Origin of the sequence: Ensifer sp. SL37 (genome assembly GCF_026672675.1) — a bacterium.
Taxonomy (GTDB): domain Bacteria; phylum Pseudomonadota; class Alphaproteobacteria; order Rhizobiales; family Rhizobiaceae; genus Ensifer; species Ensifer adhaerens.
In genome coordinates this window covers 107,318-129,016 of record NZ_JAPPRN010000006.1, presented here as the reverse complement: position 1 = coordinate 129,016, position 21,699 = coordinate 107,318, and the positions used below count along the sequence as shown (strand labels likewise).

26 protein-coding genes, 1 tRNA gene and 1 pseudogene are annotated in these 21,699 nt (G+C 61.3%); 15 read left to right on the top strand and 13 right to left on the bottom strand.

Annotated features, from left to right (window positions below; translation table 11 throughout):
* Positions 1-29: 29 nt before the first annotated feature.
* Genes glyA through OVA00_RS12725 form a run of 4 tightly spaced genes read left to right on the top strand, consistent with a single transcriptional unit; the run spans position 30 to position 3,557 of the window.
* Entirely contained in the window at positions 30-1,325 is a 1,296-nt protein-coding gene (gene glyA, locus OVA00_RS12740; protein WP_034803759.1) for a serine hydroxymethyltransferase, read from the top strand.
* 10 nt (positions 1,326-1,335) lie between these two features.
* Positions 1,336-1,809 carry a transcriptional regulator NrdR gene (gene nrdR / locus OVA00_RS12735; protein ID WP_034803756.1) on the top strand — a complete coding sequence of 158 codons (474 nt, stop codon included), beginning with the start codon at positions 1,336-1,338 and terminating at the stop codon, positions 1,807-1,809.
* An 18-nt stretch (positions 1,810-1,827) separates the two neighbouring features.
* Complete coding sequence (gene ribD, locus OVA00_RS12730) at positions 1,828-2,937, top strand: bifunctional diaminohydroxyphosphoribosylaminopyrimidine deaminase/5-amino-6-(5-phosphoribosylamino)uracil reductase RibD (protein WP_268089079.1); 1,110 nt, start codon at positions 1,828-1,830, stop codon at positions 2,935-2,937.
* Positions 2,937-3,557 (top strand): riboflavin synthase, encoded by a 621-nt coding sequence (locus OVA00_RS12725; protein WP_060522164.1) that lies wholly within the window; start codon positions 2,937-2,939, stop codon positions 3,555-3,557. The genes ribD and OVA00_RS12725 overlap by 1 nt, the downstream gene beginning before the upstream one ends.
* A 73-nt stretch (positions 3,558-3,630) precedes the next feature.
* On the opposite strand, the gene OVA00_RS12720 is transcribed toward OVA00_RS12725, so the two are convergent.
* The 4 genes from OVA00_RS12720 to OVA00_RS12705 all read right to left on the bottom strand — a co-directional run bounded on the left by OVA00_RS12720 (position 3,631) and on the right by OVA00_RS12705 (position 6,248).
* On the bottom strand, positions 3,631-3,981 hold the full coding sequence (locus tag OVA00_RS12720) for a hypothetical protein (RefSeq protein WP_034803749.1): 351 nt from the start codon (positions 3,979-3,981) through the stop codon (positions 3,631-3,633).
* A 282-nt stretch (positions 3,982-4,263) separates the two neighbouring features.
* The gene (locus OVA00_RS12715; protein WP_051659660.1) at positions 4,264-4,839 is read right to left on the bottom strand and encodes a GNAT family N-acetyltransferase; all 576 of its coding nucleotides are present in this window, start codon (positions 4,837-4,839) and stop codon (positions 4,264-4,266) included.
* Between the two features lie 24 nt (positions 4,840-4,863).
* Complete coding sequence (locus OVA00_RS12710; protein ID WP_268089078.1) at positions 4,864-5,364, bottom strand: cupin domain-containing protein; 501 nt, start codon at positions 5,362-5,364, stop codon at positions 4,864-4,866.
* 191 nt (positions 5,365-5,555) lie between these two features.
* On the bottom strand, positions 5,556-6,248 hold the full coding sequence (locus OVA00_RS12705; RefSeq protein ID WP_210338593.1) for an HAD family hydrolase: 693 nt from the start codon (positions 6,246-6,248) through the stop codon (positions 5,556-5,558).
* Between the two features lie 230 nt (positions 6,249-6,478).
* On the opposite strand from OVA00_RS12705, the gene ribH reads away from it, so the two are divergent.
* The 4 genes from ribH to OVA00_RS12685 all read left to right on the top strand — a co-directional run bounded on the left by ribH (position 6,479) and on the right by OVA00_RS12685 (position 10,985).
* Positions 6,479-6,940, top strand: coding sequence for a 6,7-dimethyl-8-ribityllumazine synthase (gene ribH / locus OVA00_RS12700; protein WP_034803742.1), 462 nt, complete (start codon positions 6,479-6,481; stop codon positions 6,938-6,940).
* Positions 6,937-7,419 (top strand): transcription antitermination factor NusB, encoded by a 483-nt coding sequence (gene nusB, locus OVA00_RS12695; RefSeq protein ID WP_034803740.1) that lies wholly within the window; start codon positions 6,937-6,939, stop codon positions 7,417-7,419. Before ribH ends, nusB begins: the two co-directional genes overlap by 4 nt.
* 5 nt (positions 7,420-7,424) lie before the next feature.
* A complete protein-coding gene (locus OVA00_RS12690) occupies positions 7,425-8,654 on the top strand; it encodes an MFS transporter (RefSeq protein ID WP_442780501.1) in 1,230 nt (409 codons plus the stop codon).
* Positions 8,655-8,849: 195 nt separating this feature from the next.
* On the top strand, positions 8,850-10,985 hold the full coding sequence (locus OVA00_RS12685; protein ID WP_060522169.1) for a sodium-translocating pyrophosphatase: 2,136 nt from the start codon (positions 8,850-8,852) through the stop codon (positions 10,983-10,985).
* Between the two features lie 69 nt (positions 10,986-11,054).
* Here OVA00_RS12685 and OVA00_RS12680 read toward each other — a convergent pair whose 3' ends face one another.
* Complete coding sequence (locus tag OVA00_RS12680) at positions 11,055-11,561, bottom strand: outer membrane protein assembly factor BamE (RefSeq protein WP_034804258.1); 507 nt, start codon at positions 11,559-11,561, stop codon at positions 11,055-11,057.
* Positions 11,562-11,699: 138 nt separating this feature from the next.
* Here OVA00_RS12680 and OVA00_RS12675 point away from each other — a divergent pair, with 138 nt between their 5' ends.
* From OVA00_RS12675 to OVA00_RS12650, 6 genes are all read left to right on the top strand, one after another.
* Positions 11,700-12,239: a ubiquinol-cytochrome C chaperone family protein gene (locus OVA00_RS12675; RefSeq protein WP_034803730.1), complete on the top strand. Its 540-nt coding sequence runs from the start codon at positions 11,700-11,702 to the stop codon at positions 12,237-12,239.
* Positions 12,240-12,327: 88 nt separating this feature from the next.
* Positions 12,328-12,879 carry a YceD family protein gene (locus OVA00_RS12670; protein ID WP_034803727.1) on the top strand — a complete coding sequence of 184 codons (552 nt, stop codon included), beginning with the start codon at positions 12,328-12,330 and terminating at the stop codon, positions 12,877-12,879.
* A gap of 202 nt (positions 12,880-13,081) precedes the next feature.
* A complete protein-coding gene (gene plsX / locus OVA00_RS12665) occupies positions 13,082-14,140 on the top strand; it encodes a phosphate acyltransferase PlsX (RefSeq protein ID WP_034804255.1) in 1,059 nt (352 codons plus the stop codon).
* 4 nt (positions 14,141-14,144) lie between these two features.
* Positions 14,145-15,116 carry a beta-ketoacyl-ACP synthase III gene (locus OVA00_RS12660; protein ID WP_034803724.1) on the top strand — a complete coding sequence of 324 codons (972 nt, stop codon included), beginning with the start codon at positions 14,145-14,147 and terminating at the stop codon, positions 15,114-15,116.
* A gap of 92 nt (positions 15,117-15,208) precedes the next feature.
* On the top strand, positions 15,209-15,547 hold the full coding sequence (locus OVA00_RS12655; RefSeq protein ID WP_034803721.1) for an integration host factor subunit alpha: 339 nt from the start codon (positions 15,209-15,211) through the stop codon (positions 15,545-15,547).
* A gap of 139 nt (positions 15,548-15,686) precedes the next feature.
* A complete protein-coding gene (locus tag OVA00_RS12650) occupies positions 15,687-16,223 on the top strand; it encodes a MerR family transcriptional regulator (protein ID WP_060580887.1) in 537 nt (178 codons plus the stop codon).
* A gap of 191 nt (positions 16,224-16,414) precedes the next feature.
* On the opposite strand, the gene OVA00_RS12645 is transcribed toward OVA00_RS12650, so the two are convergent.
* The gene (locus OVA00_RS12645) at positions 16,415-16,579 is read right to left on the bottom strand and encodes a hypothetical protein (protein ID WP_089043959.1); all 165 of its coding nucleotides are present in this window, start codon (positions 16,577-16,579) and stop codon (positions 16,415-16,417) included.
* A 395-nt stretch (positions 16,580-16,974) separates the two neighbouring features.
* On the opposite strand from OVA00_RS12645, the gene OVA00_RS12640 reads away from it, so the two are divergent.
* Positions 16,975-17,051 (top strand) — tRNA-Pro (locus tag OVA00_RS12640).
* 129 nt (positions 17,052-17,180) lie between these two features.
* Here OVA00_RS12640 and OVA00_RS12635 read toward each other — a convergent pair.
* The 7 genes and pseudogenes from OVA00_RS12635 to OVA00_RS12610 form a co-directional block, all read right to left on the bottom strand.
* Positions 17,181-18,323, bottom strand: coding sequence for a tyrosine-type recombinase/integrase (locus OVA00_RS12635; RefSeq protein ID WP_268089076.1), 1,143 nt, complete (start codon positions 18,321-18,323; stop codon positions 17,181-17,183).
* A gap of 23 nt (positions 18,324-18,346) precedes the next feature.
* A pseudogene (locus OVA00_RS40045) lies at positions 18,347-18,511 on the bottom strand (helix-turn-helix domain-containing protein); the annotation flags it as partial.
* Positions 18,512-18,569: 58 nt separating this feature from the next.
* Positions 18,570-19,409 (bottom strand): DNA cytosine methyltransferase, encoded by an 840-nt coding sequence (locus OVA00_RS12630; protein ID WP_268089075.1) that lies wholly within the window; start codon positions 19,407-19,409, stop codon positions 18,570-18,572.
* Positions 19,406-19,615: a hypothetical protein gene (locus OVA00_RS12625; protein ID WP_268089074.1), complete on the bottom strand. Its 210-nt coding sequence runs from the start codon at positions 19,613-19,615 to the stop codon at positions 19,406-19,408. The genes OVA00_RS12630 and OVA00_RS12625 overlap by 4 nt, the downstream gene beginning before the upstream one ends.
* On the bottom strand, positions 19,608-20,003 hold the full coding sequence (locus tag OVA00_RS12620; RefSeq protein WP_268089073.1) for a hypothetical protein: 396 nt from the start codon (positions 20,001-20,003) through the stop codon (positions 19,608-19,610). Before OVA00_RS12620 ends, OVA00_RS12625 begins: the two co-directional genes overlap by 8 nt.
* Positions 20,000-20,752 carry a DNA-methyltransferase gene (locus OVA00_RS12615; RefSeq protein ID WP_268089072.1) on the bottom strand — a complete coding sequence of 251 codons (753 nt, stop codon included), beginning with the start codon at positions 20,750-20,752 and terminating at the stop codon, positions 20,000-20,002. Before OVA00_RS12615 ends, OVA00_RS12620 begins: the two co-directional genes overlap by 4 nt.
* Positions 20,749-21,699, bottom strand: a complete 951-nt coding sequence (locus tag OVA00_RS12610) for a hypothetical protein (protein ID WP_268089071.1) — start codon at positions 21,697-21,699, stop codon at positions 20,749-20,751. Before OVA00_RS12610 ends, OVA00_RS12615 begins: the two co-directional genes overlap by 4 nt.

The following is a 21,699-nucleotide window of genomic DNA, read 5'->3' as shown; positions in this document are numbered from 1 at the left end:
CTGCCACCCTTGAGAGGAGCCTCGCGCCGATGACTGCACAGACGAATGACGCCTTCTTCACCCGCTCTCTGGCCGACAGCGATCCGGACATCTTCGGTGCGATCGAAAAGGAGCTGGGTCGCCAGCGCCACGAGATCGAGCTGATCGCCTCCGAGAACATCGTTTCCCGCGCCGTGCTCGAAGCCCAGGGCTCGATCATGACCAACAAATATGCCGAGGGCTACCCGGGCAAGCGCTACTACGGCGGCTGCCAGTTCGTCGACATCGCCGAGGAGTTGGCGATCGAGCGCGCCAAGAAGCTCTTCGGCGTCAACTTCGCCAACGTTCAGCCGAACTCCGGTTCGCAGATGAACCAGGCCGTGTTCCTGGCGCTCCTGCAGCCGGGTGACACCTTCATGGGCCTCGACCTCAACTCGGGCGGTCACCTGACGCACGGTTCGCCGGTCAACATGTCCGGCAAGTGGTTCAACGTCGTCTCTTACGGCGTGCGTGAAGACGATCACCTGCTCGACATGGACAACGTCGCCGAGCAGGCGCGCAAGCACAAGCCGAAGCTGATCATCGCCGGCGGCACCGCTTACTCGCGCATCTGGGACTGGAAGCGCTTCCGCGAGATCGCAGACGAAGTCGGCGCCTGGCTGATGGTCGACATGGCGCACATCGCCGGTCTCGTTGCCGGTGGCCAGCATCCGTCGCCGTTCCCGCATTGCCACGTTGCAACGACGACGACGCACAAGTCGCTCCGCGGCCCGCGCGGCGGCATGATTCTGACCAACGACGAAGATATCGCCAAGAAGATCAACTCGGCCGTCTTCCCGGGTCTCCAGGGCGGTCCGCTGATGCACGTCATCGCCGCCAAGGCCGTGGCACTCGGCGAAGCGCTGCAGCCGTCGTTCAAGGACTATGCGGCTCAGGTCGTCAAGAACGCCCGCACGCTCGCCGAAACGCTAAAGGCCAATGGCCTCGACATCGTATCGGGCGGCACGGACAACCACCTGATGCTCGTCGACCTGCGCAAGAAGAACGCAACCGGCAAGCGCGCGGAAGCCGCCCTTGGCCGTGCCTTCATCACCTGCAACAAGAACGGCATTCCTTTCGATCCTGAAAAGCCCTTCGTCACCTCGGGTGTCCGTCTCGGCACGCCGGCCGGCACGACCCGTGGCTTCAAGGAAGCCGAGTTCAAGGAAATCGGCGAGCGGATCGTCGAGGTTCTTGACGGCCTGAAGGTCGCCAACTCCGACGAGGGCAATGCCGCCGTCGAAGCCGGCGTTCGCGACAAGGTCATCAAGCTGACCGACCGCTTCCCGATGTACGGCTACATGTGATCGGTCGCCCATGCGCTGCCCCTATTGCGGTTCTGAAGACAGTCAGGTGAAGGATTCCCGTCCGGCAGAGGACGGGAATGCCATTCGCCGCCGCCGGATTTGTCCGGATTGCGGAGGTCGTTTCACGACCTTCGAACGGGTGCAGTTGCGTGAACTGATGATCATCAAGAAAACCGGTCGGAAGGTTCCTTTCGACCGGGACAAGCTTCTGCGGTCCTTCGAGATTGCGCTGCGCAAGCGTCCGGTCGATCGCGACCGCATCGAGCGGGCGGTTTCCGGTATCGTCCGTCGCCTTGAAAGCTCCGGCGAGACCGAGATCCCTTCGGAAGAAATCGGCCTGCAGGTGCTCGAAGCGCTGAAGAGCCTCGATGACGTGGCCTTCGTGCGCTACGCTTCGGTCTATCGCGATTTCTCCCATGCGGAGGATTTCGAGAAGGTCATCACCGAGATCAGCGCCAAGATCGCGCGCGATCCCGGCGAGTAGATTACGCTGGATAGAGCCATGACAGCGCCCAACCGTGAAGACGAGAGGTTCATGGCCGCGGCGCTGAGGCTGGCTCGCCACCATCTCGGACAGACATCCACCAATCCCTCCGTCGCCTGCCTGATCGTCAAGGACGGCGTTATCGTCGGCCGGGCCGTAACCGCGCGGAGCGGCCGCCCGCATGCCGAAACCCAGGCACTGACGGAGGCCGGTGCGAAGGCGAGGGGTGCTACGGCCTATGTGACGCTGGAGCCTTGCTCCCATCACGGCAAGACGCCGCCTTGCGCCGATGCGCTTGTCGCCTCCGGCATATCCCGCGTGGTGATTTCGATCCTCGATCCGGACGTGCGGGTTGCCGGGCGTGGCGTCGTGCGCCTGCGCGATGCTGGCATCACCGTCGATATCGGTGTGCTCCCCGAGGAAGGGCATCACGCGCTTGAAGCCTACCTCATGCGCCAGGTCAGCAAGAGACCTTATGTGACTCTCAAGCTTGCGGTTTCGGCCGATGGCATGATCGGCCGCAAGGGCGAGGGGCAAGTGCGCATCACCGGTCCGATTTCGCGCGGGCAGGTACAGATGCTGCGCGCGGAGACCGACGCGATCCTGGTCGGGATCGGCACGGCTGCGGCTGACGATCCGGAACTGACTGTGCGCTTGCCGGGGCTCGAACATCGCTCGCCGTTGCGCATCGTTCTCGACCGCCGGCTTGACCTGCCGCTTTCCTCCAAACTGGTGTTAACGGCGCGGGAGGTCCCCGTCATCGTGGTCTCCAGCGACGGATCCGGCGATGCGGATGCGGACGTTGACGACGGCCGAGCAGCACGCAAGGCGGCCCTGGAGGCCGCCGGTGTCGAGGTGCTCGAAGCCGGCTCGATCGCCGACCTTCTTGCGGCACTCGCTTCCCGCGGTATCTCCTCGCTGATGGTCGAAGGTGGTGCTGTGGCTGCACGCGCCTTTCTCGATGCTGATCTGGTCGACCGTATCCAGCTCTACACCGGACCGGGGACCATTGGCGAAAACGGCATTGCATCCCCATTTGACCGTAAGTCCGTGCCGGCAGGCTTCCGGCTCGTCGCCGAGGCACGGTATGGCGACGATCTGTTCGAGGAATACGAAAGAGAGAACTGATGTTCACAGGCATTGTTACCGATATCGGCACCGTCGATGCCGTCACTCCGCTGAAAGAAGGCATCAAGCTGCGTGTCGCCACGAGCTACGACCCGAAGACCATCGACATGGGCGCCTCGATCGCCCATTCCGGCGTGTGCTTGACGGTGACGGCTTTGCCTGAAGCCGGCAGCAACGAGCGCTGGTTCGAGGTCGAGGCCTGGGAAGAGGCGCTCCGCCTGACGACGATCGCCGGCTGGACGAAGGGAACGCGCATCAATCTCGAGCGCTCGCTGAAGATCGGCGACGAGCTCGGCGGGCACCTGGTTTCCGGCCATGTCGACGACAAGGCGGAAATTCTGTCGGTGGAAGCGGAAGGCGACGCTGTGCGCTTTCGTCTGCGGGCGCCTGAGCATCTGGCGAAATTCGTCGCGCCGAAGGGATCGGTCGCGCTCGACGGCACGTCGCTGACGGTCAACAAGGTCGCCGGCGCCGAGTTCGACGTGCTCCTGATCCGCCATTCGCTGGAGGTCACGACCTGGGGTGAGCGCAAGGCCGGCGATTTCGTCAACTTCGAGGTGGACACCATGGCGCGTTATGCGGCGCGCCTCGCCGAATTCCCGGCACCAAAGCCGGAGTAAGCCGACTTCCTCTTTTGCCGAATGCAAACCGCCCCCAATCGGGGGCGGTTCTGGTTGCGGGAGGTGTTGACACTCAACGCACGTAGAGGGTCAGGCTGCCATCGGCTGCCTGTTCGGCGCCGGCAATGTTGTTCATCTCGACATTCTGTGCCTTGAGCTTGGCTGCAAGCGGCTTGTTGCCTTCGACGGCCGCGTGCAGGGACGAAATCTGTTGCGGCGTCGCTTCGTTGATCCACATGCGCGTCTGGCTCGATTCCTTCAGCGTATCCACGTCGACGACGTTGAAATGATCGCCCTTGAAATCGCGAACGGTGTGGTCGATTTCGGCCGGCCAGTTCATGGCTGCGCTCGCAGCATAGGAGACGCCGCCGAAGGAAAGGGCGGAGAGAGCAGCGATGACGGAAAGCTTGGCTATGCGGTTCATGGTCATGCTCCTTTGTTTGCCGGCAACAAGGCGCAAGCCGACCCGTTACGGGAACGCGGAACCTTGCGGGTTTCCGGGCCGGTGAGGATCGCCCATTGCGGCGGCCAGCAGGGTTCGTTTGCGGGCGTTGTCACCCGCAAGCAAAGGCGCTGGACTGTTTCGACTGATTGGTCGGCGTTTGCTCCCTTCTTGGGGAGGGCGCGTCGTGCCAACGACTAGGAAACTGGGCCGGAATGTGGCCCTTTCCATGGCGCTGGCATCGGGAAAACAATTAAAAATTGTTCATGTTTCGGCGTGCGCGCGAGCCCTTCGGTCGCCTGTCGCAGCTGCTGCCTTCTGGTGGCGCTCGAACATGATCACGTGGTTGCCGTGATAGGTCGTCCGCCAGAATTCCTTGAAGCCGTGCTTCTCCGCGACCCGGATCGAGGCGCGGTTTCCGACGTCGATGATGCAGGTCTTGCGCAGCTTCGGAAACTGGTGGTCGGCCCACTTGAGCGCCGCACTGACGGCTTCCGTCGCCAGCCCCTTGCCGTGTGCCTTCGGTGACAATGCCCATCCGGTTTCCATCGTGCCTTCGAGCGAAGGCGTGATGGCGCGGTGCACGTCGTGGAAGCCGGCCTCGCCGAGAAAACCCCCGGTCTCCCGGTCCTGGATGGCAAAGAAGCCGAAGCCGAAATAGTGCCACATGCCGACCTGGCGCAGGAATCGCGTCCAGGACTGTTCGCGCGTAAACGGCACCCCGCCGACATAGCGGATCACCTCGGCATCGCCGAACAGCGCGGAATAGGCGGGGAAATCGTCACGGCGGTAGGGGCGCAGGATGAGGCGGTCGGTCTCGATAATGGGAACGCTATGCATATTCGATCCTAAGCTGTGATGAAATCAGGCGTCGGGCTCGCCGTCCCAGTAGTCGACATCGCTTTCCGGACGGCCGGTGAAAAGGAAGCGTCTTTGGCCATCGGAACCACGCGTCCTGGCAAGGAATTTGCCGGAGTCCGGATACTCGCAGATTTCCGTGGCCGCCTTGGTCGAGATGGAAAGGTACTTGAGCGGCACCGAGCCGGTGTTGATCAGGTGGTGGGCCGTTTCCGGTCCACCCGCAGGGGCGCCCAGAATGTCGCCGGGGCCGACCGGATACCGCTCGCTGCCGAAGCGATACGTGCCTTCGCCTTCGATGATGATGAAAAGTTCTTCTTCGACGTGATGATTGTGGAACGGGCAGCCGGACTTGCCCGGCGGTACTTCACCGTAGCCGATGCCCAGATCCTTGAGGCCGAGTAGCGCGCCGAAGGCGGCGTCGCGGGATTCGAAAAAGGTGCCTTGCGTCCAGTGGTCGAGTTCTAGGTTTTTGGGATTAACGATCGGCTTTTTCGTATCGGTCACATGTTCCTCCCTCGCGTACCGTTGTCGCGGCAACGCTAATACGTTCTATCCGTGTCGCGCGTTCGTCCCGTCGTCAACCTGCGATCGCTAAAATTAGCGACGATGGTTACAGGAATACATCCTAGTGTTGCAATCCATTGGCGAAAGCATATGGGCGCTATCGCGCGTTGGTTTAACGCCGAGCTGCGCGGTCACGTTCGTCTGCCGATCAGCGCCGTGGCGACCTCGTGAAGACACCTGGCGATCCCAACGCAAAGGGTTTTCATTTCTTCGGTCGGTGGCAGGAGATCGGGCACCATGACCGTCATCATGCCGGCAGACGAAGCCGAACGCACGCCGTTGTGGCTGTCTTCGAGAGCGAGGCAATACTGCGGCGCGATACCGAGCCGACTTGCAGCCGTCAGGAAGGGGGCCGGGTGCGGCTTGCCATGATCGTAGTCGCCATAGGCAACGACCGTCGGGAAGCGGTCGCGCAATCCGTGCCGGTCGAGATTGCGCTGGACGTCGTGATGTTGTGACGAGGTGGCAATCGCAAACGGCAGGCCCATGCCGTCAAGCAGGTCGAGGAGATCGACGACGCCAGGCTTCAGCCGCAGCTCGGTCGTCGCCATTGTCGCAAATTGCGCCGAGGTACGCTCCCAGAACTGAGCGAGGTCGAAGGCATCGCCGAAGCGACCGCGAAGCAACATGCGCGTCGCCTCGGCCGAAAGCCCGATCGTATCGAGATAAAGGGAGACAGGCATGTTGTGACCGAGCGCTGCCGCTGTCTGGATCATCGCGTCGCGGTAGAGCGCTTCGGTGTCGAAGAGCAATCCGTCCATGTCGAAGACGACGCCAAGAGGTTTCATGGGCAGGACGATGTTGGTCGAACCGATTTCGGGCATACGAAAAATCCAGCTTGATATCGACGGCTTCGAACTTGGAGCCAGCAACGCGGCCGCGCAAGACCCACGGCATTGGCATTTTGCAGCGGCAACGGCCGCATGTTGCGGCCCTGTAAACGCGGCAAAAGGCCGTCTGCGGCGGAATTTGCTTGCCATTCGGCGCCGGGCGTGGTTTTACCGCCGCCTCAGCCGGTCGCATCCGGCGCGGAACTCTCAAAGACAGGTGATCCATGGCAGAGACCACGGCAGCCCACATCCTGATTGTGGAAGCGCGTTTCTATGACGATATGGCCGATGCATTGCTCGACGGCGCCAAGCATGCGCTGGACGCAGCCGGGGCCACCTATGATATCGTGACGGTTCCGGGTGCGCTCGAAATCCCGCCGGCGATTGCCATGGCACTCGACGGCGCCGACGAGGGCGGCACCGAATATGATGGTTTCGTGGCCCTTGGCATGGTCATTCGCGGCGAAACCTACCATTTTGACATCGTCGCGAACGAGTCTTCGCGCGCGATCATGGACCTCGCCGTCAGCGAGAGCCTTGCGATCGGCAATGGTATCCTGACGGTGGAGAACGACGACCAGGCCTGGGCGCGCGCCCGCCGGTCGGAAGGCGACAAGGGTGGCTTTGCTGCGCGTGCGGCACTGACCATGATTGAACTTAAGAAGAAATTGGGCACGGAAAAGTGACGAAAACTCCCTCGGATCAACCGCTGAAGCAGGTCAACCAGCGCGGTGCAGCACGCCTCGCTGCGGTGCAGGCGCTCTATCAGATGGACATCGGCGGCACCGGTGTCCTGGAAGTGGTTGCTGAATACGAAGCGCATCGCCTCGGACAGGATGTCGACGGCGACACCTACCTGAAGGCGGACGCCTCCTGGTTCCGGTCGATTGTCGCCGGTGTCGTGCGCGACCAGCGCAAGCTTGATCCGCTGATCGGCTCGGCACTCCAGGACGACTGGGCTCTGTCGCGCCTCGATTCCACCGTGCGTGCCATCTTGCGCGCGGGTACATTCGAGATGCTCGAGCGCAAGGACGTGCCGGTTCCGGTGATCGTCACGGAGTATGTCGAGATCGCCAAGGCTTTCTTCTCGGATGATGAGCCCAAGCTGGTCAATGCCGTTCTCGACCGCATTGCCAAGCAGGTCCGCGGCGAACCGAGGAAGTAAGGTCGATGGTTGCGGCTGCTGCTGAGGACATGGGGAACACCCTTCGCGAAACACGCCGCAACGTTTACCTCCTGACAGCCGCACAGGCCGTTCTTGGCGTCGTCGGGCCCATCTGCTTTTCGGTCGGCGGTGTCGCCGGCTACCAGATGCTGGCGGAGGACAAGTCGCTGGCCACCGCGCCGCTCACTTCCTTTAACGTCGGCATGGCGCTCGGCGTCGTGCTGGTTGCGGTGTTGTCGCGCCTGATCGGCCGCCGCTTCGCCTTCATGAGCGGGACCGCAATAGCGGCCGCCGGGGCAGCACTCGCCGCCGTCGCGCTCTTCCGCGAGAATTTCTGGCTTTTCGCCTTCGCCCTTGCGATGCTCGGCTCGTCGAACGGCTTTACGCAGAAGCTGCGGTTCGCTGCCGCCGACGCCTCGCCGTCGTTCTACAAGCCCAAGGCAATCTCGCTGATCCTTGGCGGCGGAATCGTTTCGGCCGTTCTTGGTCCGCAGATCGTCATTTTTGCTGGCGACCTGTTCGCGCCGGTTTCCTTTGCCGGGGCTTTCGTCGTCCTGATGCCGATTTGCCTGGTTGCAGCCCTGTTTTTCGCGCCGCTGCGGCTGCCCGAGCCGGGCGCAATGGTGAGTGCCCACCACGATCAGTCTGTCCGTCCCCTCGGCGAGATTGTCCGCAGCCAACGCTTCGCCACCGGCATGATCTGCGGCATTTCCAGCTACGCGCTGATGACCTTCATGATGACCGGGGCGCCGGTCGCCATGGTGATCGGCTGCGGCTTCTCGACCGAACTCGCCACGCTCGGCATCCAGTGGCACGTGCTGGCGATGTTCGCGCCGAGCTTTGTCACCGGCATGCTCATCAGCCGCTTTGGCGCCGAGCGCATTGTCGGCTGTGGCCTCCTTCTGCTGATGGCCTGCGCCGCGGTTGCGCATATGGGTATCGAGCTCTGGAACTTCTGGGGCGCGCTCGTATTGCTCGGCCTTGGCTGGAATTTCGGCTTCATCGGCTCGACGGCGATTGTTGCCAGCAGCTATCGCCCGCAGGAGGCCGACAAGGTTCAGGCCTTCCACGACATCATCCTGTTCACCACGGTGGCGCTGTCGTCGTTTGCCTCGGGCAAGGTGCTCACCGCCTATGGCTGGGACATGCTGAACGCGGTCGTGTGGCCGGTAACGATCGTCTGCCTTATCCTCCTGCTGCTCCTGAAGCGGGCGCCGCGCAAGGCCGCCGCCTAACGCTCCATTCCCCTGAAATCTAAAGCGAACGAGGCGCCGCCAGTGGCGTTTCTCGGGGCTTGACGATCTCCTGTTGCAACCGCACTCTGGCCGCGCCGTGAGGGGTGCTGCTTGAGGAGGTGGTGCGTGATTCGCGGTTTTGAGGGGCCTGCGGCCGGGAGTGAGTCCGCGGGTTGTAACGGAGGGTAATGCGAAATGACCATTTTATTGGGCGTTATCGCATGCGGGTTGCTCGCGGTGGCTTATGCCATCTGGGCAACACAGTCGGTGCTTGCCGCCGACCAGGGGAACGCCCGCATGCAAGAAATCGCAGGCTACATTCGTGAAGGGGCGCAGGCCTATCTCACGCGTCAATACAAGACCATTGCCATTGTCGGCGTCGTCGTATTCATCGCCGCTTGGGTTCTTCTTTCTCCCGCCGCCGCTTTCGGCTTTCTGATCGGTGCGATCCTTTCGGGTGCCGCGGGTTTCATCGGCATGCATGTTTCGGTCCGGGCAAACGTCCGCACTGCCCAGGCGGCGTCCGTGAGCCTCGCCTCCGGCCTCGATATCGCATTCAAATCCGGCGCGATCACCGGCCTTCTTGTGGCCGGCCTCGCGCTCCTTGGCGTCTCGGTCTACTACGTCGTCCTCACGGCCGGCCTGGGTCATGAGCCCGCCTCGCGCGAAGTCATCGACGCACTGGTGTCGCTCGGCTTCGGCGCATCGCTGATTTCGATCTTCGCCCGTCTCGGCGGTGGCATCTTTACCAAGGGTGCCGACGTCGGCGGCGACCTCGTCGGCAAGGTCGAAGCCGGCATTCCCGAGGATGATCCGCGCAACCCGGCAACCATCGCCGACAACGTCGGCGACAATGTCGGCGACTGCGCCGGCATGGCAGCCGACCTGTTCGAGACCTATGCGGTCTCGGTCGTGGCGACCATGGTTCTGGCGGCGATCTTCTTTGCCGGCACGCCTGTGCTTGCGACCGTCATGGTCTATCCGCTTGCCATCTGCGCGGCTTGCATCATCACCTCGATCGTCGGCACCTTCTTCGTGAAGCTCGGGTCCAACAACTCGATCATGGGTGCGCTCTACAGGGGCCTGATCGTGACCGGTGTCCTGTCGATCCTCGGTCTCGGCGCCGCCACGTCCTTCACCATCGGCTGGGGCACGATCGGCACCGTCGCCGGCAAGGAGATCACCGGCTGGAATCTGTTCCTCTGCGGTATTCTCGGCCTGATCGTAACGGCCCTGATCGTGGTGATCACGGAATACTATACCGGCACCAACAAGCGGCCGGTCAACTCGATCGCCCAGGCGTCGGTGACCGGTCACGGCACCAACGTGATCCAGGGTCTGGCCGTCTCGCTGGAATCGACGGCTTTGCCGGCGATCGTCATCGTCGGCGGCATCATCGCCACCTACCAGCTTGCCGGCCTCTTCGGCACTGGCATCGCCGTCACCGCCATGCTTGGCCTTGCCGGCATGATCGTGGCGCTCGACGCCTTCGGTCCGGTCACCGACAATGCCGGCGGCATCGCGGAAATGTCGCATCTGCCGCCGGAAGTGCGTAAATCCACCGACGCGCTCGACGCCGTCGGCAACACCACCAAGGCCGTCACCAAGGGCTACGCGATCGGCTCGGCCGGTCTCGGTGCGCTGGTGCTCTTCGCCGCCTACTCGAACGACCTCAGCTACTTTGCCGCCAACGGCGACAAGTATCCGTACTTCGCCGATGTCGGGCAGATCTCCTTCGATCTCTCCAACCCTTACGTGGTCGCGGGTTTGATCTTCGGCGGCCTCATTCCCTACCTCTTCGGCGGTATCGCGATGACTGCGGTCGGCCGTGCGGCCGGGTCGATCGTCGAGGAGGTTCGCCGCCAGTTCCGCGAAAAGCCCGGCATCATGCAGGGGACCGAACGGCCGGACTATGGCCGCGCCGTCGACCTTCTGACAAAAGCGGCGATCCGCGAAATGGTCATTCCTTCGCTGCTCCCGGTGTTGGCGCCGATTGTCGTCTATTTCGGCGTGCTGCTGCTCTCGGGCTCGAAGGCTTCGGCTTTCGCGGCTCTCGGTGCCTCTCTGCTCGGTGTCATCGTCAACGGCCTCTTCGTGGCGATCTCGATGACCTCGGGCGGCGGTGCCTGGGACAACGCCAAGAAGAGCTTCGAGGACGGGTTTGTCGACAAGAATGGCGAACGCCATCTGAAGGGCTCCGACGCCCACAAGGCGTCGGTAACCGGCGACACCGTCGGCGACCCCTATAAGGACACGGCCGGGCCGGCTGTGAACCCGGCGATCAAGATCACCAACATCGTGGCGCTCTTGCTTCTGGCCGTCCTCGCCTGATCGCATCGATGCGCAAACAAAAGGCCCGCGGAACATCGTTCCGCGGGCCTTTGTTTGGAATGGGGAGGCTTAGTTGCCGAAGTCCTTGAACAGGCTGCGCGCCGCGGCCTGACCGGCGCCGGGGCCCGTCAGCAGCTGGCCGAGGAAGCTCGTTTCCTTGCCACCTGTCGGCGTCGTGCGTGTCAGCATGTCGAAGACCTTGCCGTCCTTCAGCGTATAGTGAGCCAGCTGGCTGACGGTGCCTTCCTTGTCGAAATAGACGGCCAGGATCGATTGGTCGATCAGCTTGGGCTTCATGAAGGCGACAGGGCGCTTGCGCGTCTGCGAGATGTAGTAGAACACTTCGTTGTCGAAGGTCGCGGTCGTCGACGGCGTGCCGAGCGAGAGCAGCACCTGCTCGCGGCTGGAACCGACCGGAACGAGGTTTAGCGTTTCCTGATCAACCACATAGCCCTGATGGAGAACTTCACCGACATTGGCGGACTGGCAGGCGGAAAGGGTAAAACCGGCGATGGTGGCTACGACCGCCACGCGGCCGAGGGTCTTAAAGTTTTTTCTCAAATACCGCTTCGTCAACGACAGCTCCCCTTGGAGAAACGATGGCAGATCCGCCATTGCAATTCGTGCCTGCTTCGGTAAACCAGCTTCGGCTGTCATGCAACAACGTCATGGGCGCTTGCGCGCATTTCGAGAAAGCCAAGCCCGAGCTTTGTGATGATTTTTGGACTGTTTAAAAGAAAAAGTGGCAACACCGCGATTGTCGAGCGGCAATATGCATTGCTGACGGCGGCGGCACGCCAGCCCTACCTTTACACCGACCTCGATGTTCCGGACACGGTCATGGGCCGGTTCGAGATGCTGTCGGCGACGCTGATCCTCTATTTCCGCCGCACACGTGCTTCGGCAAGGCCTGGCCAGGAAATCGCCCAGGAGATCATCGATGCCTTCTTCGAGGATGTGGATCACTCGATCCGCGAGCTCGGCGTCGGCGATGCCGGCGTGCCGAAGAAGATGAAGAAGTTGGCCGGCATGTATTACGGTCGACTCGAATCCTATGCGGCGGCGCTGGAAGCAAGGGACGTCGAGGCCCTGGCGGCAGCGCTCAGGCGCAACTTCCATCCTGATGGCGGCGACGCGGCGCCTTCGATGGTTGCGCTTGCTGGCTATCTGCTGGCGGTTGAGGCCCAGCTCGTCGATGTCGCGGAAGACGCCGTCGAAATCGGCCAGTTGCACATTCCGCCGGCTGGGGCGTAATAGAAAACAAGAGCGTCGCCACCGGCAGCCGGTTGGCGGCTGCGTTCGCGATGGGTGCCAGGTAGCCCGCGCGAGGAAGGATCCAATCATGAAAGACGAAAGTCAGGCGGCCTTTTCTTATCCGGTGAAAGTCGGGCACATTTCGGCGAACGCGGTCAGCGTGCATCTCTCCGCCAACGAGCGCGAGCGCAAGGCGCTTGCCGCGCTTTGGAACATCAACGAGGTTCTGTCGCTCGAAGCCGACCTGCAGATCGCGCGCTGGAAGAAGGATGGCGTGAAGATCAAGGGCGACGTCAGGGCCCGCGTCGTGCAGAGCTGTGTCGTCACTCTTGAGCCGGTCGAAGCCGATATCGACGAACCGGTCGAAGCGATCTTCGTGCCCGAGGGCTCGCGGCTTGCCCGCCAGGCGAGCAATGACGGTGGCGAGATGATTCTCGACCCTGACGGCCCCGATATTCCCGATACCTTTATCGGCGACACCATCGACGCCGGCGTCGTCGTCAGCGAGCAGGTTGCACTCGCGATCGAGCCTTATCCCCGTAAGCCCGGCGTGACGTTCGGCGAGCGCATCGAGAGCACATCTGCCGATGACAAGAAGCCGAACCCCTTTGCGGTCCTGAAGGACTGGAAAAAGGACTGAGGTCGCGAAAGCGTCATCTACAATTCGGTTGTCACGCAAAGGAAAAGCAGTATTTTGGCCCCAAACCGGCCAGAAGAGCCGCTAAAGCGATCTGCCGCGTGCTTGGCTCAAGCGTCAGAAGCAATATGTTTCGTCAATGCGTTTCCGTTGAGTACGCCGCGGCGGCACGTGTTGTGTGGCAGAAATGAAGGATAAGACACGCGTGGTCAGAATTTCACTTGACGTGATGGGGGGCGACTATGGTCCTGAAGTCGTCATCCCCGGCGCCGCAAGGGCGCTTGAACGTCATCCGGACATCAAGTTCGTTTTGTTCGGCATCGAAGCGCAGTGCGCGGGCCTCCTTGAAAAACATCCGAAGCTGAAGGCCAACAGCACCTTTTACGACTGCGAGATTGCAGTCGCCATGGACGAGAAGCCGAGCCAGGCGCTTCGCCGAGGCCGCGGCAAGTCGAGCATGTGGAAAGCGATCGACGCGATCAATGCCGGCGAGGCAGATGTCGTTGTTTCCGCCGGCAATACCGGCGCGCTGATGGCCATGTCGGTCTTCTGTCTGCGCACCATGCAGGGAATTCAACGGCCGGCGATTGCCGCCATCTGGCCGACGCTGAAAGGCGAGAGCATCGTGCTTGATGTCGGCGCGACGATCGGCGCGGACGCGCAGCAATTGATGGATTTCGCGCTGATGGGCGGCGCCATGGCACGGGCGCTGTTCGAGATCGAGCGGCCGATGGTCGGGCTGCTGAATGTCGGCGTCGAGGAAATCAAGGGACAGGAAGAGGTCAAGGAAGCCGGCCGCCTGATCCGTGAAGCCAACATCGACGGCTTCGACTATTACGGCTTCGTCGAGGGCGACGACATCGGTCGCGGGACCGTCGACGTCGTCGTCACGGAAGGTTTTTCCGGCAACATCGCGCTGAAGGCCGCAGAAGGCACCGCGCGCCAGATCGCCGAATATCTGCGCGCGGCGATGTCGCGCACGCTTCTTGCCAAGATCGGCTACATCCTGGCCAAGGGCGCATTCGACCGCCTGCGGGAGAAGATGGACCCGAGGAAGGTCAATGGCGGCGTGTTCCTCGGCCTCAATGGCGTCGTGATCAAGAGCCATGGTGGTGCAGATGCCGAGGGTTTTGCAGCCGCGATCGACGTCGGCTACGACATGGTGAAGAATGGCCTGAAGTCGAAGATCGAGCTCGATCTGGCGAAGTACCATGGCGGCGAACCGCCCAAGGCCCTTTCCGCCGGCATGAATGATGAGGTTTGAATAGATGATCCGTTCCGTCGTTCGCGGTTTCGGCGCAGCTTTGCCGAAGCGCGTGGTCACCAATCAGGAGCTGGAATCCAAGGTCGATACGTCCGATGAGTGGATCGTGCAGCGCACCGGCATCCGGCAGCGCTACATCGCCGGCGAGGGCGAAACCACAGCTTCGCTCGGCGAAGGTGCCGCGCGTGCTGCGCTCGCCAATGCGGGGCTTACCCCTGATGATATCGACCTGATCATCCTGGCGACCTCCACTCCCGACAACACGTTTCCGGCAACGGCTGTCAACATCCAGGACCGCCTCGGCATGCGCCATGGCGCGGCCTTCGACATGCAGGCGGTCTGCTCGGGCTTCGTCTACGCGGTTACCACGGCGGATGCCTATATCCGCGGTGGGCTTGCTAAGCGCGTGCTGGTGATCGGCTCGGAGACCTTCTCGCGTATCCTCGACTGGAACGACCGCACGACCTGCGTGCTCTTCGGTGACGGCGCCGGCGCCATCATCCTGGAAGCCCAGGAAGGCGAGGGCACCATTGCCGACCGGGGCGTGCTGACGGCGAAGCTTCGCTCCGACGGCGCACATCGCGACAAGCTCTATGTGGATGGCGGCCCTTCGACCACTGGGACGGTCGGCCATCTGAAGATGGAAGGCCGCGAAGTCTTCAAGCACGCGGTCGGCATGATCACCGATGTGATCGAGGCTGCCTTCGAGGCGACCGGGACGACGGCCGAAGATCTGGATTGGCTGGTGCCGCACCAGGCCAACCGGCGCATCATCGACGGCTCCGCCAAGAAGCTCGGCATCCCTCTCGATAAGGTTGTGGTCACGGTCGATCTCCATGGCAACACCTCCGCAGCCTCCATTCCGCTGGCGTTGAATGCGGCGGCGGGCGACGGCCGGATCAAGAAGGGCGACCTCGTCCTGCTCGAGGCCATGGGCGGCGGCTTCACCTGGGGCTCCGTGCTTCTCCGCTGGTAAAGAAATTGCTTAAGCAACAGACGCTTGACCGCAAAAGGCAAGGGCAATAGTCTTCGGACGCTGATCGGCGTACCAGACGTTGGTGGGGGAAGATGAGCGGAAAAACAGTAACACGGGCGGACTTGGCTGAGTCGGTTTTTCGCAAGGTGGGTCTGTCGAGGACAGAGTCTGCCGAATTGGTGGAAACCGTCATTGACGAAATATGCAACGCAATCGTGCGTGGCGAGAGTGTGAAGCTGTCCTCTTTCGCGACCTTCCAGGTCCGCGACAAGAACGAACGCATCGGGCGAAACCCGAAAACCGGCGAGGAAGTGCCGATTTCGCCCCGGCGCGTGATGACCTTCAAGGCGTCGAATGTCTTGAAGCAGCGCGTCCTGAAGGCGCATCTGGGCCGCAGGGCCAAGCAGAAACCGGTATCTCCCGTTTCGTGAACGCCTGACGACAGCCACAAATGTGGTTGAAAACCCATCCATAAGCCGTTGAAATGGAGCCGATTCGTGCCATCATTGGCGCGGTATCGGCTCACTACGGCTTTCGAGCCTGAGTCGCACGGCATGGATTGGGAACGATATGGAAAAGAGCCCGGACGCTTTTCGCACCATCAGCGAGGTCGCTGACGATCTCGATCTGCCGCAGCATGTCCTGCGTTTCTGGGAAACCCGCTTCCAGCAGATCAAGCCGATGAAGCGCGGCGGCGGCCGGCGGTACTACCGGCCGGAGGATGTCGACCTTCTGAAGGGTATCCGGCATCTGCTCTATGATCACGGCTATACGATCAAGGGCGTGCAGAAGCTCCTGAAGACCAACGGCAACAAGTTCGTCGCGGCGATTGCAAGCGGCGATCTCGCGACCGTCGAGGCGCTGGCAGCCTCCAGCAACGAGGAGCCGGCACCGCCGAAGGCTGGTCTTTCCGAGGAGGATCAGATCGTCGGCCGCGCCAAGGCGCCGGCGAGCCGCCGTTTCTTCTCCTTCGGCGGCAACAGCGACGACGTGCCGGAGATCTCGCTCGGCAAATCGTCGTCCGTTGGCAAGGAAGATCGCGCCCTGCTTCAGGAGGCGCTCTACGACCTCCTGGAATGCAAGCGGCTTCTCGACCAGGTGCGCTGAGAAAGCCATAGCAGGCGATTATCAAGACCGGTTCCGCACGGCCGAACGTCTGCCGAATACGGTTGCCTCCACAGACACCTTTTACACGATTGCCGAGATGGTGCCGTCTGCGGGCTTCCTGCCGAAGAGGGGCATATACGCATCCGTCCGCAGGGCGCCCGCGCGACTATTCCAGCAAGGATTGAAAAGCGTCAGTAGGAGATCCGGAAGCCGCCGGGGCTCGCCGCGGAGACGTCGGGCTCCGGGTAGGGGCCGGTCCACTGCGCATAGGTCGTGTTGGTCGAACCGGAGGTCGCACAGCCGGAGAGCGTGAGAAGCGCAAGCGCGGTGAGGGCCATAAGGGACTTAAGAGGCATGGTTTTCTCCTAGAAGGGGAGACGCTCCAGGCCTCAAGGGCCAGTATCAAACTGTCCCTCAAATCATCCATGATGGCAAGCTCACGTTGCGTTAGGCAGCAAGTTTCGAGGGACGGGATCTCGTTTTGGTGAAGGTTCGGTAGACGGACGGGCGGTCGGTGATTTCCTCGTCAGGCAGCATCGGAACTTGCAGACACCCAGTGGCGCGCGAATGGCGGGAGCTTTCTATGTCCGCAGTCGCATCACAGGTGCGACGCCATGCTATGAGTTTGCGGAAGTCCGTCGGACTTTCAGTTCCCAAGCATACTTTTCCACGCCGTTTGTTCCTTTTTCGATCCAGGCCGCATTTTCCCGCTTGCGCTCTAAGCGTTGGTTATATAGGGGTTTCCTCGGTTCGGAGCGTAGCGCAGCCCGGTAGCGCACTTGACTGGGGGTCAAGGGGTCGTGGGTTCGAATCCCGCCGCTCCGACCATTTTCCTCTTTATTTTCAATGCTGTTCCCCCAGATGGCATTTCCTCTTTCCCCATCAAATCAGAACGAAACGCGCTCAGATTCGGTATTTCGTGACGGATAGTCCCGAACAAGTCCCGAAGAGATTGGCTCACTTGTTCTTCCTTTGTGCACGCTTGGCCTTCGAGAGTGATTCGAGGGCGTCAGCCACTTCCTCATCGAGGACGTGAGCATAGCGCGTGGTGGTCTTGATATCGGCGTGACTGAGCGCCTTCTGGACCGTTTTCAGGTTCCCGGTTTTCCGCAGAAGCTTCGTTGCCAGGTCATGGCGGAAGTCATGAAAGCGGAAGTCCTCAACGCCGGCCTTCTTCCTGATCCTCTTCCACTGCGTCTTGAGCCCACTATAGGTGATCGGATATCGATCGCCCTTCTTCCTAGGCTCACCATCTCCCTTGTATGAAGATTTCCCCGTCCTGTTGCGGGCAGCCTGATACGTGAAGACGTATTTCGGGTCATGGCCTCTCAGAGGCAGCAGAATGTCTCTGACGGTGCTGGTGATGGCAGTCTTGACGAGATTGCCGCCTTTTCCTGTCTTGGTGATCCATCCGGTTTGCCAATCGACCTCGGACCATTCCAGCAAGCATTCCTCAAGACGCAGGCCGGTGGCGCGCACGAATTCAAAGATCGGCTCATAGTCGGATCTGGTGGCGAGTTCGAGAGAGGCGCTTTCATTTGACTTCAGTTCCCGGACGCGCTCCTTCGGCTCCTGAAGGAAGTGATCACGCCAGTTCGGTTCCTGGGGGAAGTCATATCGCCACGTCCGCTTCGCCCGGGTGAAAATCTTCTTGATGACGAGGGTAGTGGACCTATTAACCGTTGCGGCCGATACGAGGCGCATGGGTTCGTCGTCCTTCGTCTTCTCGCGGCCCCAGGCTTGCTGAGAGCGGCGCCACTGGACGAGCTTGGCAATATCGTCGTCCGTGATGTCAGCCATGAGCTTCGACGGCCCGAAATAGGCTATGAGTCGTCCGAGATCAGCCCACGTCGTTTCACTATTGGCGTGCCTCTCGCCTACTTCGTTCCAATACCGAGCCGCGGCAACATCGATCGTCAGAGGGCCACCAGAAGCGTTCTTTGAGGCCTTAGCCGCAGCCTTGGCCTTTTCCTTCTCTACCGCTTCTCGTTTTTCAGCTTCTCGGCGGTTCGCTGTTTCTGTAGAGCCGTGAAACCGAGTACCACTGACTTGGAAGTCGAAGTGGTAATACGGGCTGTTCTTTGGCTTGTAGACGGACACGCGCGGGTTCTCCGGGCCTTTATGAAGTCGTTTATGTCGTCGATGTGGAAGCCGAGTCGAGGCTTTTTCGTGCCTGCGCCCCGCGGGATATACGGGATATCACCAGCCTTGACGAACTTGCGCAACGTCTCAGGGGAGACATTGAGGATTTCGGCAGCCTGCTCGCATGATAGGAGTGCGGTTGTCATCTCTTCTCCTTCCTAAGCATTCCGACGCTAATCCGCTGTGGGATGAGGGGTGAGGGGGTCATGCTGCGATCCTTTCAATTTCAAGGATGGCATGGCCGATCAGCTTGGGGATGTGCGGAACTACCGAGTTTCCGAAGCGTTCGCTCGTGTCAGTAGCCAGTCCTGCGGGTAGCCCATCATCCAAGCCGCAAATCTGTGACAGCTTATCGTCCCAGGCTTCAGGCCATACTGATTGAGGATCGTGTACAGTCCGTCCCCGCTGGTCTCGGAAGCGCCAACCCGATTGTAGTTTCCCTTCCTGGTAATCGTAGGCAACAACTGCCGCAGCTTTTGCCGTGCGTGTGTGCCACCGTCCAAGAAATAGCTCGATCCCTTGCCGCCAGACCGTGCGAATGGGGTCGGAAGCAATGATATAGACACGTTCCCTTTCGTGCGGGGCACCAAGTCCGGAAGCTGGTATAACGTGCCACTCCGCATCGTACCCGACCGCGGAAAGCTCCCCGAAAACGTGTCTAGCCCATGCTCCATCTGCTCCAGTAAGGAGATCTGCGGAATTCTCCAGCAAGACAAATTTTGGTCGTAGCTCGCGAATGAGGCGGACGATTTCAGAAAAGAGACCTGAGCGCTCACCATGAATACCAGCCTTCTTGCCTGCTGTGGAAATATCCTGGCAGGGGAATCCGCCAGTTATCACGTCAACGCGACCTACCTGTGAGCCGGTCAAGGATCTGACATCTGTGTAGATCGGGACACCGGGCCATGTCTCAGCCAGATCAACGCGGCGCTTCTCATTGATTTCACAGAAGCCGATGGTTTCGAATCCACCGGTCGTTTCGAGACCAAGGCTGAAGCCTCCGATGCCAGAGAAAAGGTCGAGCACTCGCAACTTGCCGCTCATCTCTGCTCCTGTCGCGTTTCAGAATGGGGCTGGGCCTTGTTCTTCATCAGAGCGTTGCGGCTGGTGACCATCGTGTAGCCGTCGGCGAACCGGACGAGGCAGCTATTCATGACCTTCGTTCGGATCAGCACGTCGCACGGCTGTCCCTTCCGGCCTTGGCGGTCCCACCGGTAGATGTACGGAAGGCTAGCCACCAGATCACTCATTCGAACCTCCAAGGGCGGCGCGGGCAAACTCGATGCGGGCCAGCAGCTCGCGGCCTTCTGGATTGTCGCGCCGGAAGAAAGGCACTGTGAAAGCCTCAGTGGACGCAAGACGCTCCAGCGCCTTCTCAAGCTGCTCGACATAGGCGGCGATAGCTCGGATGCGGTCGGGGGATAGGCGGGCGATGTGGGCGACAGTTCCCTTCACCTCTTCTGGATCGTTGTGACCGCAGTAGACATAAGCGAAGATGTCGGTTTCGTTCATCAACTCGAAGTGCGGGCTGTACGGTCTCCGCTGCTCAAGGTCTCCGACTTCCCATTCCCCGCCGTACAGGACCCCATCGAGCCCCGCCACGATTTCCGAAAGTAGGTGTTTGGCGGTGGTGGTCATGCTGCCTGGCCTCCAAATAGTGGGGCGTCATTCTCGAGGCGAATGCGTACGGCCTCTACGAATTCAGGTTTGCCTTCGATCAGGATCGCTTCACGACCGTGACGCTGGGCAGCAACGCCAGTCGTGCCGCTACCGGCGAAGATGTCGAGGACGGTTCCGCCTTTGGGGCAGCTGTAGAGCAGCAGCGGCTCGACAACGCCGAGCGGTTTTTGTGTAGGATGGACGGCGCGCCCATGCTCTGAACGGCAGAATATGACGCTGCGCATCAGGCGCGGTCCGCCTTCCTCGCTGAAGTAGGGAGAGGCTTCAATATTCCCCATGTGAGCGGGGCGTCCCTTCTTTCTGCGCACAGCGCGCGCAACAGCATCCGGGGTATATTGTGGGTCTTTGTAGACGCCTTCCCACGGCGAGTCCGCGCGGTAGAACTGCAGAGCGTTCTCATGCACTCGCTTGAACCTATCGGCCTGGAAGCCGGAACCGTTGTGCTTCTCCCACACGACATCTTGCGCCAGCTGCCAGCCGGTGAACTCGGCGGCATGATCGAAGAATGTCCGGGTCGAGCCGAACACCCACATGCTGCCTGTCGGCTTCAGGAGGCGAAGGACGCGGGAGGGCCACCCGGGCGGCCACTTGTCCCATTCCAGCGAAGTCTCGCCGTAAGGCGGGTCTGTGAGAATGCAATCGACACTCTCGCTCGGCATGTCGGTGATCGCGTCGTCGAAGTCGGCGTTTAGTATTTGAACGCTCATTCGGCCCGTTCCTCCTGTGCGTCATCCCCCTGCGCGGCGAGGGCGTCAAAGATCGCCGCCAAAGATCGGATAGCGTCTGCCTGGCCTTCGACGACACGGCCCATTGCCTCATTGATCGCAACGCAACCACGCAGTTTTTCGATGTGCGGCCGCATCTGCTCGACAAGGTCGGGCCCATCCCCCACGCCCGCTTTCTCTGCCGGGGTGAGGGCGGAAAGGCGAGAATGCTCACGCGGCAATTCTTCCTCTACCGCTTGACGAAGGGCATCGACGAGAGACTTCCGCGTGCGAGCTATCTCTCGCTCCGAACCGTCGTCACCGTGCCAGTCAACAGTTTCGATTACCCATCCGCCGCCAACTTGTGGGGAGATTGCCCACCGATGCTTTTCCGCTAGGCCGAGCAACTCAGTTTCCAAGGGCTTCACACCCACCGGCGCGACAATGGAGGGGGAGGCGGGCGGCGCGTGACGGTCAGGCGTGCATTTGTAGCAGCCATCGTCGTAAGCCCCGTCGCATCCGCAGCCTGTCTCCACCTCCGCCTTCGGATCGATAGGGCGGGAGAGAGCGGCGGAGAAACGCGGGCCCAGCGGGTGAGGCATGAACTCGACGGGATCGACGGGGCTTTCCCCTTCCAAATCCCACCAGTATGCCTTCTTGCCGTTGTCGGACCATACGACCTCATAGGTGCGTCCGTCTTCGTCGCGTGCCCAGATCGGATAGGAGTTGCCGATCCGAAGCCCTGCCAGTTCGTGAACGTAGGCGATTCCCTTGTCGGCTTCAGCGATAGGGCGCCAAGATGACTTCGGGACGGACAGAAACGGTAACGCCGCCTCAATCGCAGTCCGCGCCTCTCTGGGCTCAAGGTGAACTGGTTTGTAGTTCTCATCCTCACCCAAGACGGTCGCCTTGCATGCTGCTTCAATTGCTTCCTTCGTAATGTCGGTCAT

What these genes read in the sequence shown, in the direction of transcription:
- glyA (WP_034803759.1), top strand. Translation starts at nt 30, where the DNA reads ATGACTGCACAGACGAATGACGCCTTCTTCACCCGCTCTCTGGCCGAC.
- nrdR (WP_034803756.1), top strand. Translation starts at nt 1,336, where the DNA reads ATGCGCTGCCCCTATTGCGGTTCTGAAGACAGTCAGGTGAAGGATTCC.
- ribD (WP_268089079.1), top strand. Translation starts at nt 1,828, where the DNA reads ATGACAGCGCCCAACCGTGAAGACGAGAGGTTCATGGCCGCGGCGCTG.
- OVA00_RS12725 (WP_060522164.1), top strand. Translation starts at nt 2,937, where the DNA reads ATGTTCACAGGCATTGTTACCGATATCGGCACCGTCGATGCCGTCACT.
- OVA00_RS12720 (WP_034803749.1), bottom strand. Translation starts at nt 3,981, where the DNA reads ATGAACCGCATAGCCAAGCTTTCCGTCATCGCTGCTCTCTCCGCCCTT.
- OVA00_RS12715 (WP_051659660.1), bottom strand. Translation starts at nt 4,839, where the DNA reads ATGCATAGCGTTCCCATTATCGAGACCGACCGCCTCATCCTGCGCCCC.
- OVA00_RS12705 (WP_210338593.1), bottom strand. Translation starts at nt 6,248, where the DNA reads ATGCCCGAAATCGGTTCGACCAACATCGTCCTGCCCATGAAACCTCTT.
- ribH (WP_034803742.1), top strand. Translation starts at nt 6,479, where the DNA reads ATGGCAGAGACCACGGCAGCCCACATCCTGATTGTGGAAGCGCGTTTC.
- OVA00_RS12690 (WP_442780501.1), top strand. Translation starts at nt 7,425, where the DNA reads ATGGTTGCGGCTGCTGCTGAGGACATGGGGAACACCCTTCGCGAAACA.
- OVA00_RS12685 (WP_060522169.1), top strand. Translation starts at nt 8,850, where the DNA reads ATGACCATTTTATTGGGCGTTATCGCATGCGGGTTGCTCGCGGTGGCT.
- OVA00_RS12675 (WP_034803730.1), top strand. Translation starts at nt 11,700, where the DNA reads ATGATTTTTGGACTGTTTAAAAGAAAAAGTGGCAACACCGCGATTGTC.
- OVA00_RS12670 (WP_034803727.1), top strand. Translation starts at nt 12,328, where the DNA reads ATGAAAGACGAAAGTCAGGCGGCCTTTTCTTATCCGGTGAAAGTCGGG.
- OVA00_RS12660 (WP_034803724.1), top strand. Translation starts at nt 14,145, where the DNA reads ATGATCCGTTCCGTCGTTCGCGGTTTCGGCGCAGCTTTGCCGAAGCGC.
- OVA00_RS12655 (WP_034803721.1), top strand. Translation starts at nt 15,209, where the DNA reads ATGAGCGGAAAAACAGTAACACGGGCGGACTTGGCTGAGTCGGTTTTT.
- OVA00_RS12650 (WP_060580887.1), top strand. Translation starts at nt 15,687, where the DNA reads ATGGAAAAGAGCCCGGACGCTTTTCGCACCATCAGCGAGGTCGCTGAC.
- OVA00_RS12645 (WP_089043959.1), bottom strand. Translation starts at nt 16,579, where the DNA reads ATGCCTCTTAAGTCCCTTATGGCCCTCACCGCGCTTGCGCTTCTCACG.
- OVA00_RS12630 (WP_268089075.1), bottom strand. Translation starts at nt 19,409, where the DNA reads ATGAGCGGCAAGTTGCGAGTGCTCGACCTTTTCTCTGGCATCGGAGGC.
- OVA00_RS12625 (WP_268089074.1), bottom strand. Translation starts at nt 19,615, where the DNA reads ATGAGTGATCTGGTGGCTAGCCTTCCGTACATCTACCGGTGGGACCGC.
- OVA00_RS12620 (WP_268089073.1), bottom strand. Translation starts at nt 20,003, where the DNA reads ATGACCACCACCGCCAAACACCTACTTTCGGAAATCGTGGCGGGGCTC.
- OVA00_RS12615 (WP_268089072.1), bottom strand. Translation starts at nt 20,752, where the DNA reads ATGAGCGTTCAAATACTAAACGCCGACTTCGACGACGCGATCACCGAC.
- OVA00_RS12610 (WP_268089071.1), bottom strand. Translation starts at nt 21,699, where the DNA reads ATGACCGACATTACGAAGGAAGCAATTGAAGCAGCATGCAAGGCGACC.